Consider the following 18,595-nt stretch of genomic DNA (forward strand, 5'->3'; position numbering starts at 1 on the left):
GATTTATTTATTGAGGTACACCCAACCTGTATAAGGTTTAGAACTTGTATTAGGCTCATTTAAATATAATACGTAGAAGTAAGTGCCTACAGGTAGTACTTTATCTGTATGCATTAAGCCTTTGTTTGCTGTTCCGAACCATTTTTTAGTATTGTTGCCTTCAAAAACTAAAGTACCGTATCGGTTATAGATTTCCAACTTATGGTTGGTGTAGACATCATATAGTCCTTGAATGTTAAACCAATCATTCTTGTTGTCATTATTAGGTGAAAAACCATTTGGTATAATTGGTTCATCTACTAATGCAGCAATGTTAAAATCGATGGACTTAATAATACAACCATTAGAATCTTGCACATATAAGGTGTGAGTGCCTTCAGAAATATTTGTAAATGTATTTTCACTTTGAAAACTAGAACCATCAATGGCGTATTCGTAATTTATTGTTGTGTCAGTCATGGTTATCGTTATTGAATCTTCATTGATGTCAATATTCGAATCCGTTAAAGTAAAATCTGTAGAAGGATAAATTGTAACATTAAAGCTGCTTTCGTTATTACAAGTATCTGGAGCTGTACCAATTTCATTAAAAATGTAAATGGTTTGTGAAGTTGAAATAATAGCACCAGCACTAAGTTGTGTTCCTGTGCCATTGGTTCCTGTAAAATAGCTGCCATCTGTAAGGTTTGGTAAAATAAATTCAGAACAAATAGACACATCAGAAAGGGTATCTACATTTGGCGTGCCAGTAACATTAATATCAAAACTACTTTCGTTAGTACAAATATTAGGAGCAACTCCAACTTCATTATAAATATAAATTGTTTGTGATGTCGATATGATATCTCCTTCATTTAAAGCTGTACCATTACCATTAGCAGCGGTAAAATAATTTCCATTAGTAATACTTGGTAGCACATATTCAGAACAAACCGTTTGGTCTGCTAATACACTTACTAATGGGTTTCCACTAATAGAAACGGTGAAGCTAGATTCATTTTGGCAGGTATTAGGAGCAGTGCCAGATGTGTTAAAAATATAAATGGTTTGGAAAGAGGTTATAATATCCCCGGCATTAAGCTGAGTTCCTGTACCGTTAGGTCCTGTATAGTAATTTCCGTTAGTTAACTCAGGTAATGTATAATTAGAGCATACAGTTTGGTTTGGCAAAGTATCTACTTCAGGATTTGAAACCTCAAGTTGAGCTGCATCTGAAACAAGGTTACAACTTACAGATGATAGTAAACAGTAATATTGAAGACCATTAAAACTAGTAGGCGCATTAGTAATGGTTAGGGTGTTGGTAGTTGCACCAGAATAATTACTGTCATTATTGACATTTACCCAGTTTCCTGAAGCGTTAAGAACTAGCCATTGGTAAGTATATGAGCCTGTATTTACAGCTACAGAAAAAGTTGCTGTACCATTTTCGCAAATGTCCTGATTATTAGGTTGTGTAATATTTGGAGTAGAACTCGCATCTGAAGTGTGCGATCCTAAATTTGAGCACTCTTCAACCTCTAATAATAACCATTCGTTAAGGTTAAATGTTGTACTTGGAGCAGATGCATCTGCATTTCTAATAAAAGTATAGCCTACTTCATCATCTGTATGCATGACATCTATGATAGCTCCGTTTTTTAGTAATTTAATTTCATCATCTTCATTAATACCAGCAGCTACAGATGTACCAGCAGTTAAGCCACTACACGTATTGCCTGTACCACCCATTTCGATAATATAAGTACTAAGAGGCGCAATAGAACCTTCTAGTAGGATTGTAGCACTTGGAGCAACATTACCAATATCTCCAAAACGTTGCACTTCGTAAATAGAATTTAAACTTATGGCTGTATTGGTTGGATTGTAGAGTTCTATAACACCATAACTTCCTCCGTCAGAATCATAAACCTCTGAGATATAAATCTCATCAGCAGAAGTGCAATCAGAATTAATTAAGGTAAAATTAGAGGAGGTTGTTGTATTACATCCTCCAGAAGTTGTAAGCGTTATATCAGACGTATTAGAAATTCCAGAAGGAACAAAAACTGAAATTTGAGTATCACTTAGTATTGAAAAAGGAGCATTAACACCATTAAAGTCTACTGTTGTTGTCGTAGTAAAATTACTTCCATTTAGTGTAATTTCTGTATTTACAGGTCCACTAGAAGGATTAAATGTATTTATTATTGGCGCCGGACAATCTATATCGATAATAGAATTATTAGAACTATATAAAAGGTGCGCGTTAATTAATAGGGTAATTGTAAGTAGAAAAAATCGGTTATTCATTTCGTTATTTTAAGCGGTAAAAATAGATTAGTAATACGTTTTTATTGTTAAGCCTCGGTTAATATAATTATCTTTTTAATGTAAAATGACCAATGTAAGTTTTGCCATCTATAAAATTGGCAATAAACCAATAATCGTCACTTGGGAGTGGTTCGCCATTTAGAGTTCCATCCCAACCAGCGGTCATTGCATTTTGTTGCGTAATTAATTTGCCATAGCGATTAAAAATTTGAATTGATGTTATTTGATTGAATTGTGCATCCGTGCCTATAACTTGCCAAGTAGGATTGTCATCATCTCCATTTGGTGTGAAGAATTTAGGGAACCCTAAGACTGAAATAGTTGCTTCAATAGCATCACAACCATTTTTATCTTTAATATAAACGGTGTGAAAACCTTGAGAAACATTAGTAAAGACAAAGTTATCTTGATAAAATCCATTAGGATCATCTAAAGCTATTTCATAATCACCTGTACCAGAAACAGTAATTGTAACTGTATTATTGGGAGCAACACCAGTAACACTAATTCCTTCAATAGTTGCGGATTCTGAGGGTAATACGGTTATTGTTCTACTAGAAGAGCAACCGTTTGGATCTGTAACAATTACAGTATAATTGCCAGCTTCTGTAAGGTTGTAAAATGAGGTGTTTATATCTGTAACAGTACCATTAAACTGCCATTCGTAATAATAATTATTAGGTAAATCATTAAGAACACCTCCATATATAGTTAAAGGTTCTGAAGAATCTATACAATAAATATGTGTTTCATCAGCCTCTAATAAAGGTGTATAAAGTATATTAAGATTTACTGTAGAAATACTAAAACATTGATTGTTAGTACTCACTTTTACATAAATAGTTTGAGAATTTGCTATACTATTTTCAAATGTATTAGAAAGCGCATTGGTTTCATTAAACGCATCTTCTTCGGTTTCGTAATAGGTTACATTAGAATCAACCGGAATTTGATTTAAAATAGAAGTTTCAATTTCAGATAAATCAAAAGTTGTAAAACCATCTGTAACATCGCCGTCACAACCTTGTAAATCAGGAATAGTTAAAATATTATTTGACGTTTGTAATTCTAACTCTGAGATATTAAAACAATTAGATCGATTAACAATTCGTGCATAAACGGTTTGGAAAGGGGAGGTGTTTTCAAATGTTTCAGGATTTGCAATTGCATTTATGTTTGCAATAGCATCAGTTTCTGATAAGAAAAAGCTATCCACATAAACCTCTTGGTCTCCGTTAGTTAAATCGTTAGAAGCATTAAATAAATTATAAGTGGTTATACCATCTTGATTTAAATCACATTCAATTAAAATAGCATCAGATTCAATAGGTAATGAAGCATATTCTATTATTACTTCTCCATAAGCAATACAACCATTAGCTAGCGTTACTTCTACAGTATAAGTTCCTGCCTCTGTAACAGTATAAGTACCACATGTGCCACAAATAAGAGAACCACCTTGTACTAGTACGTTATCTTTATACCAATCATAAGTGTTTTGCCCATTTTGATAAGCGTTTAATTCTAATGTTTCGCCTTCGCAAAGAGCGTTTTCAGTAGCAATAAGTCGGTTTGGTCCAATATCGGAAGACAACTCAAAACTACTAGCTTCTAAAAAAACAACAGAGTCATATCTGTAGTTATTTTCGTCTGCAATTACTAATTTAACGTGATATGTTTCATTGGGTACTACATTTGCAGTTGCTGTTAAAATCGCAGTCTGGCCATTAAAGTTTATAGGTGAGTCAGCTCCGTTAAAACTACCAAAAAAGGTCTCGTTTTCAGGAGGACAGCTACCAGGAACTCCCGGAGAAACCGTTGTTACTTTTACAGGAATGTCTGTATTTGGTACTAAAGCAATATTTTCATAAGGGGTTTGGTTATCGTCAGGACGAATTAAAAACCCAAATAAATCTGAATATTGACAGGTATTAGCATTGTTTTCTTGATATTCTTCAGAAGCAAAAATATATCTGAAGCTAATTTGAGAAGCCACAGACGTAAATTCAAATTCTAAAATGGTAGCGTTTATTGTTCCAGATTCATTCAGTGCATTTTCTAAGTCAGCATCTCCATTCCAATTTGGTGCATCATCATCACTTAAATTATTATTTGGCCCTGGGACATTATTTAATCTTCCTGTACTTAAAACTATACCGCTTTGAAAAGGAAAAGTAGAACCTGTGGCATCAAAATAGCCATAGCTTTGATCTGCTCCACCAAAATCGCCCCCAACAACATTAGTTACAGTAACATTATCTATACAATCACTATCAATTAAAATATCCTCTACAAGTTGTTGAGGCGTATAGGTTTGGCTATCTATCGTAATGTTTTGAGAATACGTAAATAAAGATACCAATAAGGCAATTAAAAGGATTATTTGCTTCATTTTTAATTTAAGGGACAGCGAAGATAAGTAACTAACTTTTATTGGGATTAAAAAAAGGTGTTAAAGGTCGTAACTTAACGACGTAATGTAAAATGACCTTTCACTTCAAAAGCAACATTACCTTGTTTTATTTCTGCTAAAAACCAATAATCACTGGCAGGCATATTGTAACCATTATATGTGCCATCCCAACCTTGAGTATGAGAGCTCAGTTGTTTTAAGAGTTTACCATAACGGTCAAAGATATAAATAATACTTCCTGGCAAAGTTTCAATACCAACAATATGCCAGGTTGGATTTTGTGCATCACCATTAGGAGTAAAAAATGGAGGAGCATCTACAACGACCACTTCTTTAGTTACTTCTGCACAACCATTTAAATCAATTATGGTTACCGTATGATACCCTAAAGCCACATTTTCAAAAACATTAGACTCTTGAGGGAGGCCGTCGTCTAAAATATAAAGGTAATTACCAATCCCTGTAATGGTTATTGTAATATTATTTGGGTCTGAAAAGTCAACAGTTTCAGCAAGTTCTATTGTTGCTGATTCAGATTCAATAACATTAAAAACACTTGTTGTTTGACAGTTATATTCTGAAGTTACAGTAACAGAATAGGTGCCAATTTCTGTGATTTCAATTTCAGGACTTGTTTGGTTTGTAGACCATAAATAGGTGTCAGTGGTATTAGACGTTTCTGCAGAAACCGTTAAAGGTAAGTTGTCTATACAAACAACCTGATCTGGAATATTGACATAAGGTTTGCGGTTTACAATTAATGAAAAATCAATAAAACTATAACAGCCTGTTAAATTGTTTTCTATGCGAGCTGTGATAATTTCGTTGTTATACCCATTATAAGATGCGCTGTTGATATAATTTAGTCCTTCTTCGGCATCTACAGTATTGTTATAATAAGTAATACTGTAATTATTTGAATTTTGATTGCCTAAAATAATGGCTGTTTGTTGGTTTAAATTGAAATTAAAATGTCCATCAAAATCATCGTCACATGTAGTGAGATTTGGTGGTTGATTGGCTATAGGTAGTGGGTTTACACGTAGCTCAATTGGGAAAACATAAAAACAATGTGTGGTGCTGAATTCTACACGCGCATATATAGTATCATTTGTACTTGTATAACTATAATTAGTGTCTAATTCATTTTCATTAGCATTAGCGTCAATTTCAGAAGCGAAATAACTAAAAAGCACATTAAAATTGTTGTTTGAAATCTCTTGATTTAGAGTGGTTAAGTCGAAACTGTTAGTGTCGTTTTCACAAATGTCAAATACATTGATAGCATTAGTTGCTGGTGGCAGATTTACATTTAATTCTAGAGGAACATAAGTGTAGCAAAGGGCTGTTGTATTGTAGATTTTTATAAAAACGGTTTGTGGATTGCTAATGTTAGAATAATTTTCAGGATTTAAAATAGGGTTGCTATCAGTTTGTAAATCGTCAAATGTTTTAAAATAAGAGATATTATTATCAGGGTTTGATGTTGAAAATAAATCAGTTTCAGCCAGTGTTAAATCAAAAGTTGTCACAGCATCATAATTATTGTCGCAGGCTATAAGTGGTTCTGGTATATTAGGATGTGGATTTACAATTAAAGTAAAATCAGTTAAACTAAAGCAACCTGTTTCATTATTTTCAATTCTTACAATAATTAATTGTTCATTTAATCCTGTATATAAAGGTCCTATAGCATTATCACCACTTTCTGCATTTTCAGTATTAAGGTGGTAGGTTACTGTAAAATCATTAGAGTTTTGCGTTCCTAAAACAGTATTGGTTTGCAATTCCAGATCAAAAGAAGCTAGCCCATCATTAGAGTCGTCATCACAAGCTTCAATGTCGTTGGGTTGATTAGCAATAGGAAGTGGATTAACCTGAAGGATAAAGTCATAAACATAAAAACAACCTGTATTAGGATCTTCTACACGAATAAAAATATTGTCGTTTATGCTTTGGAATGTGTAGTTTGTAGCTAATGGACTCGTATTGTTTTCTGCATTATTATAAGTTTCAAAATATGAAAGTAAGGCTTGCGTTTCAGGATTTATAATGGCGAATTCTACTTCAGAGAGGTCAAAATTATTTGTTGGGTTATCGCAAATTTCAAACACTTCAAAATCATTGATTGGTGGTGGTAAATTAGTGTTTATTTCTAATGGAACTGTTGTGTAGCAATTAGCAGCATTGTTAAAAACTCTAATGTATAAGGTTTGTGGATTGCTGAGGTTGGTGTAATTTGTTGGAGACGAAATTTGATTTGTGTTTGCTTCTAAATCGTCTAGTGTTTCAAAATAAGAAATTGAAATGTTACTTGGTATTGTGGGAAATAAATCAGATTCTGCCGTTGTAAGATTAAAGGTGTTTATACCATCATAATTTGTGTCGCAAATAGTTATTGGAGTTGCACTTGAAGGAGCAGGATATACGATGGCATTAAAATTGGTTATAGAAAAACATCCTGTATCTATGTTTGTGACTCTAGCAAAAATGGTTTCATTGTTTTGAGCATTGTAATCTTCTGGTAATGCGTTTTCTCCATTTTCAGCATCTTCTATAGAATTATGGTAACTGACTATAAATACAGTTGAGTTTTGCCCTTGAAGAATTGTACTGTTTTGTGCAGTTAAATTAAAAACTTCAAAGGTGTCGTTAGAAGTGTCATCACAAGTTTCAATATCATTAGGTTGATTTGCGATAGGTAATGGGTTAATCACAAGTTCAAAAGGATAAGTAATGTAACAACCGGTTGTACTGTAAGCTAATCGTACAACAATATTATGAGATGCTGCCGTATATATATAATTAGTGTCTATTGGGTTTATATTCGCAATAGCGTCTGCATTTGTATTATGATAGCTAAATACAATACCTGTTGTATCATCTACAATCATATGGTTTACTGATAGTAAGTCAAAACTAGACGTGGGATTATCACATATTTCAACGATTTCAAAGTCATTAATTGGTGGCGGTAAATTAATAATTAAATCTAAAGGAACAGTTACAAAACAGTTGCTAATAGTGTTATTTACTTTTATATAAACAGTTTGCGGATTTGTGATATTGGTATAGTTTTCAGGATCTAAAATAGGATTTAAATCGACTTCTAAATCTTCAATAGTTTCAAAATAAGAAACGACTATATTATCTTGTCTTACATCTAATATGTCTTCTTCTGCAATTGTAATATCCCAAGTTAAAATCCCATCATGGTTATCGTCACAACGTTCAATAGGTGTTGAAGGATATACAACAGGAGCAGAAATGATATTAATTTCAAAAGCATTAATTCCTTTACAATAATTACCATTATCTACTCTAGCAAAAAGCTGTTGTGGGTTTGTAGAATTGGTATAAATTAAAGGCACTGCATTAAGGTTGTTATTTGCGTCAAATTCTGAAGGGTGAAATGTAATAGTTAAAGTTTCTGGACTATTCGCTATCATTTCTGCAATGGTTTCATTAAGATCAACGGTTACAAAACCATCATTACTAATATCATCACAAAGGGTAATTGTTTCAGCAGGATTAAAAATAGGAATTGATCCCACTTCTAACTGAAATGAAGAAGTGCCAAAACAATCTGGATCGGATAAGTTTTCTACTCTAACATATATAATTTGAGCGCTAGTAGTATTTTGGTAAACGGAATATTTATCAATAGCATTAATACCTGCAATAGCATCAGCCTCCGTTTCAAAATATAAGACTTGTTTGTTGGGTTGTCCGTTTAGTATTTCAGCATCTTTTAAATAAAAATAAAAGTCAGCAACACCACTAATATCTGCTTCGCAATTTTCGAAATTTGTAATTGGTATAAATTGTGGTATCGTATTAATGTAGACATAAAATCCTGAAAGACTATAACAGCCTGTTGTTTCATTTTCTACTCTTGCATAAATGTACTCTGTTGAGGTTGTGTAATTGGCAGGATTAGCAATTTCATTTTCTCCTGCAATCGCAAAACTATAATCATTGTAAAATGTAATGTTAAAACCAGCCGTTGTGCTTGTGATTTCTGGTATTTTAGAAACTAAATCTACGGTAGAAATACCATCGTTATCGTCGTCGCAAACAATTATAGACTCAGGGTACATGATAGTTGGAGCACTAACAACGTTGACTTCTAGGGTAGAAATGTCATAGCATCCTGTTTGTGAATTGGTAACTCTTATATGAAATAATTGCGGATTAGATGTGTTGTAATAATAATTAGGAAGTATATTTTCATTGTTTATAGCGTCTTCCTCTGTAATATAATATTTTACATTTACAGCTGGTACACCTTGAGCAGCAACACTATTAAAAGTTTCCATAATTAAAGTGGTAAACCCATCATTGTCTTCATCACAATAATCTGTACTTTGAGGTGTTAAAACTATTGCTGGAGAAATTTGTAGTACAACATCTACATATTCTATACACTCGCCGTCTACAACAGTTGCATATATTATTGTGCCATTATCTGTAACATTAAAAGGGACGGTTTTATTTAAAACATTTATAGCATTTTCTCTGTCATTTTCAGTTTCAAAAAAGGTGATTTCAAATTCGTCATAACCATCAGCAAGATCTGTTTCAACGTCATTTAGGTCAAAATCAGCGATACCATCATTAGATTCGTCATCACAAACTATAACGGCTTCATTGGATATCCCTGTTTGAATAATATTAGCATGCAATTCAAGATTGGTAACCGTATAACAACCTGTGGTAGGATCTAAAACACGTATATAAATTAATTGAAAAACAGGTGTTGTATTTTGATAGTTTTCAGGATCAGGTATTGGGTTTAAATTGTTGTGAGCATCGTAAAACGTGGTGTGGTAACTAACGTCTAAGCCTGTAACTCCTTGTAAAACATTATCGATAACACTAGTTAAATCAAAATCTTCAAAGCCATCTTCGTCTTGCTCACAAGCGTTAATCCACTGATCGTTTAAGTTAATCGGTGGACTATCTTGAAATTCTATAGCAATTGATGTTGTAGAATAACAACCTGTTTCTGCATTGTAAATTCTAACATATAGAGTTTGATTTGTGTTAAAATTTGCATAAGGTGAAAGAATAGGGTTATAACCTAAATCTGCTTCGGGTTGGGAGTAATGATAAGAAATGTATAAATCATTTGCACCATTTAAAATCTGATCATTTGCAATGTTCAAATCCACAAACGTATAGCCATCTAATGTGGGATCTGCACAGGCTATTATGGTATCTGGTTCTACATATTCGGGTTTTTCATTGACAACAAGATTAAATGTAGAAAAAGCCAAACATCCGTTTATTGTATCTTCTATGAGGACAAAAATAGCTTGAGGTGAAGTTGTATTTTGTATTGTGCCAATAATTGGGTTGACACCATTTTCAGAATCTTCAAGTGTATAATGATAGCTTATATCATAGTTGGATGGAGGTACAGATGCTAGTACCTCATTGTTTTTTGTAGTGAGATCAAAATCTTCTATACCATCACCATTATCATCACAAAGAATATAATCTGAAATTTGAGTTGAAGCCTGTTCAGAATCTAGTGTAATTTCTACTGTATCTTCAATAACACAAGAGGTTTCATTGAGCTGAATGGTAATTTCAACTTTGTAAGTTCCTGAAGAAACCGCTTGTAAAATAGGATCGTTTTCACCTGTTATAGGAATATTATTTTGAAACCATTGATATGTGGCTTGTGAGTTTTGAATATCACCATTTAAAGTTACAGAATCTCCACAAGTGCTAATATCAGGACCTAAATTTACATTGGCATTAAAACTATTCCCTTCAATAAACACTGCTGAATCAAAATTTTGATCATCTTGATCTGCTATAATAAGTTTTATTTCATACTCTACATTTGGTAGAATTGTAGCAGTAGCAGAAAGTACAACTGTACGACCGTTATAATTTGTATCTCCAACGTTGTAGCCTTCAAAAAAGGTTTCGTTTTCGGCAGCACAAGATCCCGGAATTATAGGATGTATGGTGTTGGTATTTACAGGTATTGAGGTGCCAGGAATTACAGCAATATTTGTAAATGGATCAGAAGAACCCGCTTCTTTTATTAAAAAAGCAAATCCATCAGAATAAAAACAAGGATATTCTTGTTGGTACTCTTCGGACGCTAAAATATAATTGAACTGAATTTGATTAGCGACAGACACAAAGTTAAATTGTACAGAAGTCGCATTTAAGGTTTCATTTATACCTAAGGCATTTTCTAAATCAGTGTCAGTTCCCCAAGATTCATCTCCTTCATTTAAGGGGTTTGTATTAAGTACATTTCCTGCGGAATTTACATTTCCTGTAGTTAATAAGATGCCATTTTCAAATGGAAAACTAGAATTGCTACGTTCAAAATAGCCATAACTATTGATGCCATTTAAACCTCCGTTTACATTGGTTGAAATATTTGAAATTTCAACACAATTTTGTCCTAAGTTTTGTTGAATAAGTTGCTCTAAGGGTAGTGAATCGTCTGTGGTTATTTGTTGAGCATAGAAAGGAATAATACTAATTAAACAAATAAAGATGGTTAGGGTATACTTTAATTTCATTGCAATATTTTGAGAAATATGCCCTAGCAAAATGAGCAAAATTTAATTGAAAGCAATTTAGGTGAAGAAAAAGTAATTAAAAATCCCCAGTATTGGGGATTTTTTAAGGTAAGTTACTTGTTTAATTGGATGAATGACAATTGTTTAAATTATTTTTTTGAAAATTTATCGTTTTAGGGTGAAATGTCCTTTAACTTGAAATGCAATAGAGCCACGCTGTACATCTGCTACATACCAATAATCATTTGTAGGCATTTTTTCACCATTATAGTTACCATTCCAACCAGGCGTGTTAGAACTCAATTGGGTGATAAGTTTACCATAGCGGTCAAAAACACTAATAGTTGTACCAGGTAAAGTTTCTATTCCTACGATATGCCAAGTGTCATTAGTGCCATCATTGTTAGGTGTAAAGAATTTTGGAATATCAACAACCAAGACTTCTTTAGTAACATTAGAACAACCATTTAGGTCTATAATAGTTACAGTATGATAACCCATAGGTACATTGTCAAAAACATTAGATTCTTGAGGGTCTAAATCGTCTAATTGGTATAGGTAATCACCAATTCCGCTAATAGTTACTGTAATATTATTGGGATCTGAAAAATCAATAATTTCAGTGGTTTCAATAGTTGCAGATTCAGATTCAGAAACACCAAAATAACGTGTGTTTTCGCAACCAAATTCTGAGGTTACTTTTACCCAATAACTACCAACATTTGTGATTTCAATTTCTGGTGTAGTTTCTCCAGTTGACCATAAATAAGTATCTGTAGGGTAATTAGTATTTGCAGAAACTAATAATGGCCCACTATCTAAACAAATTACTTGATCTCTAATATCTATAATAGGAAGTGGGTTTACTATGATAGAAAATTGACCAATACTATAACAACCTGTAGTATTGTTTTCTACACGTGTGTAAATTACTTCACCATCATAAGCCATATAATTGGTGTCTAAAGCAAAATTGTTTTCTTTGGCTTTAAGTTCGGTATTATGATAAGTTACTGTAAATAAATTAGGATCTTGACCACCTAAGATACTAGCATTTTGTTGTGATAAATCGAATTCCAAAATACCATCAAAGTCATCATCACAATCTATTAAATCACTTGCTTGATTAGCAATTGGTAAAGGCTGTACTTTTAAATTAAATTGATAATAGGTTGAACAATGCGTAGTGCTATATTCTGTTCTTACAAATAAAGTGTCATAATCTGTCTGATAAGTATAATTTGTGTCTAAAGCATTTGTATTGGCAATAGCATCTGCTTCATTAGAAAAATAACTAAATAGTACATTATAATTAACGTCAGTAGCAATCTCATTGATCTCTGTTAAATCTACACTATTGGTATCATTAGCACATATAATGTATTCTTCAAAATCATTAATAAGTGGAGGTTGATTTACTATTAACTCTATAGGTTGCGTTGTATAACAGTTAGATATAGTATTAGTTACTTTAATGTAAACTGTTTGCGGGTTAGAGGTGTTTGTATAGCTTTCAGGATTACTAATTTCATTAGCATTCGCTTCTGCATCTTCAAAATTCTCATAGTAGTTAATAAGAAGATCTTCCTGTCTAATATCTAAAATATTATCTTCTGCACTTGTTAAATCAAATTGAAGTGAGCCATCTGTATCATCATCACATTCTATTATAGGATCTGTAGTTGAAACATTTGGAGTGCTAATTACATTAACAACAAATGATGTAATAGACTGGCAAATAGTACCATTATCTATTTGTACATATATTTGTTGCGGATTTACTGTATTTGCAAATACTAGTGGAATTTCATTAATGTTATTTATAGCGTCTTCTTCCGATGTGAAGAATTTTACAGTTTGTATATCTGGAATACCAGCAGACACTTCATCAATTTTACTTGAAAAATCGAATGTTACTGAACCATCAACAGTACTGTCATCACATACAAATATATCTGTAGGTTCATTGTATTCAGGATTGGTACCAACTTCAATAGTAAAAGAAGATGTTGTATAACAAGATTCATCTGTAATATTATCAATTCTTACATAGATTTCTTGTGGATTACTAATGTTTTCGTAAACACTTGTTTTGTCTATGGCATTTGTTTTATTATCTGCATCTGCTTGACTTAGATAATAAGACACTTCTTTTCCAATTTGCCCACTTAAGGCTTCTGTATCTTTGTTTTGGAAAATAAATTCTCCTATACCATCTGAGTTATCTTCACAAAAATTATATTCGTTAACATAGTTAGATAAATCTCCAACAAAAGGTAATTTGTTTACTATAATATCTAACTCTTCTATAGAATAACAACCCGTGTTTGTGTTTTCAACACGCATATAAACAATTTCTGTTTGTGCTGAATAATTAAACAAGTCAGTTATTGGGTTTTCATCTAATTGTGCATCACTTAGACTATTGTGAAAAGTAACAGATCTATTAGGTGTTGCTAAAATTGAGTTAGGAATACTGTTATTTAAATTAATAGGAGAAAAACCATCTCTATCTGCATCACAAATAATGATATCTAAAGGTTTTTCGCTTTCGGGTGCTGGTAATACAGTAACCTCAAAAGAGTTATAGTCGTAACATCCTGTTTGAGTAAATGTAATTCTTGGGAATAAGGTAAACGGATTGGTTAAGTTTGTATATAAGTTAGGTAATGGATTTGTATTATCAATCGCATCTTGTTCTGTTAAAAAGTAAGTTACTCCAAAACCTTCTTGTCCATTGGTAACGTCTGCATTTAAACTTGATAAATCTGTTGTTGTTAATCCGTCTTGGTCTGTGTCACAAACAATTAGGCTTACAACAGATTCAAAAGTTACGATAGGGAATAATATTAAATTAAATTCAGCGACTTCAAAACAAGTTGGACTTTCTAAAGTTATATATATTGTTTGTGGGTTGCTTTGTGAGTTATAGACAACGCTTTTATCAATAGGATTGATTTGATTATCTCTGTCTGATTCAGTTTCGTAAAAAACAACTTCAACATCTTCTAAATCATTAACAATACCTACTTCAATGTTTTCAAAATCAAATTCTTCTGTACCGTCATCACTAATATCACATAAGGTGACATCTCTAATATTTGTGGCAGTCAAAAGTAAATTAGTATGGAGTTCAATAGGAGTAACAGAAGCACAGCCAGAAGTTCCATTTTCTACTCTAATATATACGATTTGTTCTTCACTAATAATATTTTGATAGTTTGTATCATTTGCAATAGGGTTAGCACCAGAAAGTGCGTCTTCTGAAGAAACATGAAATGTTACATTAACACCTGTTATGCCTTCTAATACATCAGGAATAATTGATGTTAAATCAAAATTAGCAAAACCATCATGATCTGCGTCACAGGCATCTATAAGATGAGGTTCCATATTAATTATAGGACTCTCTATAACACTTATATCTAATGTTGTTGTTCTAATACAGCCTGTTTCAGGGTTTTGAACACTAACAAATAATTGCTCAGTTGGGTTAGTGTTGGTATAAGGCATTGGGTAAGCGTTAATACCAATAGCAGCATCACTTGCAGAGCTGTGATAAGTTACTACAAGATTAGTTTGTCCAAGAGTAATTTCGTTATCTTTAAGAAAATTTAAGTCCATTGCAGTACTTCCGTCTGCTATTTGATCATCACAAACCTCTAAAGGCGATGGGTCCGTTATTATAGGTAAACTATTAACGATTAAGTTAAACGTAGAAAATGCTAAACAACCATTAATAGTATCTTCAATTCTTACATGAATGGCTTGTGGGTTTCCTGTATTTTGAATAGGATTTGTTATAGCGTTACTATTACTAACAGCATCTGAGTTGGTGTAATGATATGAAATGGTATAACTAGAAGCAGGTACAGAAGCCAATACTTCTGCATCTTTATTAGATAAGTCAAATGTTTCAATACCATCGCCATTTAAATCATCACATAAGAGATAGTCTGTAATAGGATCTGATGTTTGTGTAGAACTTAAAGTGATATTAATTTCATCTTCGATAACACAAGAGCTTCCTGCTAAAGGAAGTTCAATTTCTACTCTATAATTTCCTGATTGTGACGCTGTTAATGTCGATTGGTTTTCTGAAGGAATTAAAGCATCATCTAAATACCAAGAATATGTTGCGTTTATGTTATCTATATTTCCATCTAGTACAGTACTAGTGGCACATGTTGTAAAATCTTCACCTAAATCTACAGAAGCATCAAAACTATTACCTTCAATAAATACAGCTGAATCATAATTTTTATCATTTTGATCAGCAATTACCAGTTTGATTTGATATTGCACATTAGGTTGAATAGTAGCTGTTGCAGAGAGTACAGTTGTTCTACCATTATAATTTGTGTCACCAAGGTTATAACCTTGAAAATATTCTTCGTTTGAAGCAGGACAAAAGCCTACAATTTCATCGTGAACTGTATTTGTATTTACAGGAATTGTTGTACCTGGTATTAAAGCAATATTGGTATAAGGGTCACTCGTTCCAGCTTCTTTAATTAAAAAGGCGAATCCATCAGAATATTCACATGGAAAGTTTCCAAAGTATTCTTCAGAAGCGAGGATATAATTAAATTGTATTTGATTTGAAATAGAAGTAAATTCAAATTCTATAGATGTTGCATTTACTGTTCCTGAGATACCTAAAGCTGTTTCAAGGTCACTGTCTGTGAGCCAGGTAGCATCTCCTTCGTTTAATATGGTATTGTTTTGTCCATTACCGGCTGAGTTGGCATTACCTGTGGTTAAAACAATTCCGTTTTCGAAAGGGAAATTTGAAGCAGCGCGTTCAAAATATCCAAAACTGCCTATGCCAATAGACGATCCGTTTGAGGGTGATGAAATATTTGAGACTTCTACACAGCCTTGAATTAGTGTGTTTTGTATTAAGTCTTGGGGTGAAACTGAATTATTTACGGTAACTTGTTGTGCAAATGAAAAACTACAAATTAAGCCTATAAATAAGCAGAGGGAGCGGTTAAAATAAGTCATTAGTTTCGGTTGAGTTTAAATTTTTAGTGTAGGGTAGATTTGGGGCTAACGCTAACACGTACTTTAATATGGGCGAAATGTAAAGTTAAAAAAGTCGAAATGCAATAAAATACGTTGAAATACACAAAATGTTAACATTTTGTACGTATAAACTTACTTTTAAAAATAAGAAAGGCCTCTAAAGAGGCCCTTCTTCCCAAATTGAATTAAAAAATTCTAACCGTAATGTATTAGAAGTAGCTTAACCCGAAACTCTTATGACTATGATTTTACCTAATTAAAAAATCTAACTTATAGACTTTTAATTTAAGTACTATTATCGAGGGAAATATTAATAAAATGAAGAGGGAATTAACAGTGAAACTTGTTAACGGATATAAAATTAAATGAAGTAATTCGTTATTGCAAAAAAATAAGACGAAAGGGCTAAAACTTTAACAAATTAAAAAAAGGCACATTTTAGTAGTTTACATAGACCCAACCCATAAACGGTTGGTAGTTAGAATCATTCAAGTTTAAGAGGTAGAAATAGGTGCCAACAGGCACTTTATTACCTATATTATTAAGACCTCTATTTATCTTTCCAAACCAAGGGTTACTATTGTTACCTTCATAAATAAGAACTCCGTAGCGGTTATATATTTTTAAGTTGTGTTCTGTAAATATATCGTATAAGCCTTGAATATTAAACCAATCGTTATGCATGTCGTTATTAGGTGAAAAGCCTTGAGGTATAAAAGGTGGACAGTTTTCGGTGTTTAAATTAAACTGAAAAATTTCATAACAGGGCAGACTTACCATACGCATGTAAATTGTTTGAGGGTTTGACGTATTAGTATAGTTACTAGGTATTAATATAGGGTTAGATTCTGTTTCTAAATCTTCTAAAGAGTGGTAAAAAGCTACATTTTCTTCAGTATAACTTAAAGTATCAAGTGCCTCATATAAATTATAAGTAGATTTTTTAAAACCCTCATTACATCCTAAAAGACTAGGGAGAATTGTTATTTCAGGAATGAGCAGCAATTCAATATCAATAAATGTACTATTGTTATTTTCATTAGTTTCAGTAACAATTCCATTTAATGCACCGTCATCATCTACGATTGCTAAAATGTTTACATTAGGATTTGTGCTTTCAGGAATATTAAGCATAATGGAATTACTTTCACTAGCATTTATTGCGATATCATTTATAGTTTGGCTTTCACCAATAAGTAGACCATCACTATAAAAAGCTATAGGAGTATTAGCAGGTAAAATGTCTGTAGAGTTAAAGTTGTTTACGGTATAATTGACTTCAATATTAAAATCATTACAATAGACGAAATAATTATCTAAGGTAATTGTAGCATCTGGTAACTGACTATTGAGAACAGTGATGATATTATTGATAATAATGAGGTCGGCTTGAAATATACCATTTGTATCATAATCACCAGTAGTAAGTTTAATAGAAACAGAAGTGTCTCCAATAGCAATATTGTTTTCTATGCTATAAACATCTAAATCTCCATTGAAAAAAGTGTTAGAATTGGTAAATGTATTAGTGCCATTAAAAGCATTGTTGGCAAGATTTAATGGAGGATTAGAAATTAAATTATTATTAATAGAAAGTGATTCGCCATAATTTAAAGCGTTATCTCCTTCCCACGCTAGAAAACCTATTCTTGCTCCATCATTATCTAAAACATTAATATCTGATAATGTCATATCTAGTTCGGGGACATTTCTACTAATAATTTCTAGACCTTGAAATAAACTAATTTGATTTAAAGGAAGGGTATTGTCTTCATATATGACATAAATGCTCCAACCACCAAAATTGGTTCTGTTTCCGCAATACCCAGGATTTGATAAAATTGAAGTATTAATATCTGCATTAGCAAATTGATAGTTTACATTACCTTCAGTTATAATTTGTTCTGTGATATCGGCATAGCATGAGAAGTAACTAAGTTCACCAAAAGTTGTATCATCGTAAAACACATTATAGGTATGGTCTGCAATAATTGCTGTGTCATTTAAAGTTACTTCTGTATCTCCAAGTCCAGATCCTGCCCAATAAAGGTAGGCTTTAACAACCGTAAAATTAGGGTCTAAAGCTAGTGTTGCACTAGATGTGTCTAAAATACTACAAAACGAAGACGTATTATTTTCGCTTGGATTTAGCGTATTACCAATAGCCGTATAATCATATCTACCATTGAATTGCTGAAATAATGAAATATCTTGTGCAACTAATGGAAATGATATACTTAATAGAAATAAGTATAATATATAATATGTGCTTTTCAAGGTATTAGAT

5 protein-coding genes are annotated in these 18,595 nt (G+C 32.4%); all 5 read right to left on the minus strand.

All coding sequences use genetic code 11. From position 1 onward, the window contains the following. Positions 1–3: 3 nt before the first annotated feature. The gene (locus tag VDP25_RS03745; RefSeq protein WP_334467061.1) at positions 4–2,292 is read right to left on the minus strand and encodes a gliding motility-associated C-terminal domain-containing protein; all 2,289 of its coding nucleotides are present in this window, start codon (positions 2,290–2,292) and stop codon (positions 4–6) included. 67 nt (positions 2,293–2,359) lie between these two features. Next, positions 2,360–4,705, minus strand: a complete 2,346-nt coding sequence (locus tag VDP25_RS03750; RefSeq protein WP_334467063.1) for a choice-of-anchor L domain-containing protein — start codon at positions 4,703–4,705, stop codon at positions 2,360–2,362. Positions 4,706–4,779: 74 nt separating this feature from the next. Further along, positions 4,780–11,280, minus strand: coding sequence for a choice-of-anchor L domain-containing protein (locus VDP25_RS03755; protein ID WP_334467066.1), 6,501 nt, complete (start codon positions 11,278–11,280; stop codon positions 4,780–4,782). 165 nt (positions 11,281–11,445) lie between these two features. Continuing rightward, positions 11,446–16,287, minus strand: a complete 4,842-nt coding sequence (locus tag VDP25_RS03760) for a choice-of-anchor L domain-containing protein (protein WP_334467069.1) — start codon at positions 16,285–16,287, stop codon at positions 11,446–11,448. A gap of 459 nt (positions 16,288–16,746) precedes the next feature. Further along, on the minus strand, positions 16,747–18,585 hold the full coding sequence (locus VDP25_RS03765; protein ID WP_334467071.1) for a gliding motility-associated C-terminal domain-containing protein: 1,839 nt from the start codon (positions 18,583–18,585) through the stop codon (positions 16,747–16,749). Positions 18,586–18,595 lie beyond the last annotated feature (10 nt).

It is taken from the genome of Winogradskyella sp. ECml5-4 (assembly GCF_036903175.1).
GTDB lineage: Bacteria > Bacteroidota > Bacteroidia > Flavobacteriales > Flavobacteriaceae > Winogradskyella > Winogradskyella damuponensis.

What these genes read in the sequence shown, in the direction of transcription:
- VDP25_RS03750 (WP_334467063.1), bottom strand. Translation starts at nt 4,705, where the DNA reads ATGAAGCAAATAATCCTTTTAATTGCCTTATTGGTATCTTTATTTACG.
- VDP25_RS03760 (WP_334467069.1), bottom strand. Translation starts at nt 16,287, where the DNA reads ATGACTTATTTTAACCGCTCCCTCTGCTTATTTATAGGCTTAATTTGT.
- VDP25_RS03745 (WP_334467061.1), bottom strand. Translation starts at nt 2,292, where the DNA reads ATGAATAACCGATTTTTTCTACTTACAATTACCCTATTAATTAACGCG.
- VDP25_RS03755 (WP_334467066.1), bottom strand. Translation starts at nt 11,280, where the DNA reads ATGAAATTAAAGTATACCCTAACCATCTTTATTTGTTTAATTAGTATT.